The 527-nt window shown below is 59.4% G+C and carries 1 protein-coding gene; it reads right to left on the minus strand.

What is annotated here, in order from left to right:
• Positions 1-27: 27 nt before the first annotated feature.
• Entirely contained in the window at positions 28-450 is a 423-nt protein-coding gene (locus tag EH240_RS37425; protein WP_125007292.1) for a CBS domain-containing protein, read from the minus strand.
• Between the last annotated feature and the right edge of the window lie 77 nt (positions 451-527).

Genomic DNA, 527 nt, shown 5'->3' on the forward strand with positions numbered 1-527 from the left:
TCGACTATCCGCCGGGCGAGCCGCCCTTCAGTGGTGGTGGGCGGAAACGCTCTTGACGTATTCGGACACAAGTTCCCTCGGCGCCGACTGACCGACGTCGCCGACGCTGAGGATGCCGACCATCCGCATGCTCTTGTTGATCACCGGCAACCTGCGGATTTTCAGTTCCTCCATGTGCCGCATGGCCTTGGCCAGATCGTCGTCTTCGCGGCAGCAGTGAATGCCGGTCGTCATGACATCGCGCGCCGTCGCGGTGCGGCTGTCGAAACCATCCTCCGCCAGTCCTTTGCAGACAATGTCGCGGTCGGTCACCATTCCGATCAGCCGGTCGTTCTCTCCGATGGGAATCGAACCGATATCCTCGGCTCGCATCAATTTCGCCAGTTCGGTGACCGCGGTTTCGGGGCTGACCCAGTCGACACCCTTGTGCATTGCGTCTTTGACTTTCATGGCGGACCTCCCTTTCTGAGGTTGGTGCATGTCCCTCTGTCTCATGTTACTGCGGACTGGATTTTCTGGAAACATGA

It is taken from the genome of Mesorhizobium tamadayense (genome assembly GCF_003863365.1).
GTDB lineage: Bacteria > Pseudomonadota > Alphaproteobacteria > Rhizobiales > Rhizobiaceae > Mesorhizobium > Mesorhizobium tamadayense.

What these genes read in the sequence shown, in the direction of transcription:
- EH240_RS37425 (WP_125007292.1), bottom strand. Translation starts at nt 450, where the DNA reads ATGAAAGTCAAAGACGCAATGCACAAGGGTGTCGACTGGGTCAGCCCC.